The sequence below is a fragment of the Flavobacterium sp. UBA7680 genome (assembly GCF_002482975.1).
In the GTDB taxonomy this organism is placed as follows: Bacteria; Bacteroidota; Bacteroidia; order Flavobacteriales; family Flavobacteriaceae; genus Flavobacterium.
Genome location: NZ_DLHA01000021.1, coordinates 1 through 249 on the forward strand (window position 1 = coordinate 1; position 249 = coordinate 249).

Here is a 249-nt window from a genome sequence, read left to right on the forward strand (position 1 = left end):
GCTTTATCCAATCCGTGAACTGGGAATGGAGTAAAAACCTCTTCAATATGATGATGAGCAGCTCTGGTTTTCTTTACTGCATCCATCAAAATATCATCGTCATTATAAATGGCGTATATTACTTTATTACTCATGATGTGAATCTTTATTTGCTCTTTCTCTAATGTAATTATCTCCTGTTCCTTTCAAAATTGTTTTTACCTCTGCCTGAGCAATTACAGGGAATGTTCTAGAGTATAATAAAAACAA

Annotated in this window: 1 protein-coding gene; it reads right to left on the reverse strand. The window is 33.3% G+C overall.

Annotation, left to right across the window (positions count from 1 at the left end; genetic code table 11):
• Positions 1–134: quinol:electron acceptor oxidoreductase subunit ActD (locus tag B3C18_RS08195; RefSeq protein ID WP_291145321.1), on the reverse strand; the 134-nt coding region annotated here is incomplete at its 3' end.
• Between the last annotated feature and the right edge of the window lie 115 nt (positions 135–249).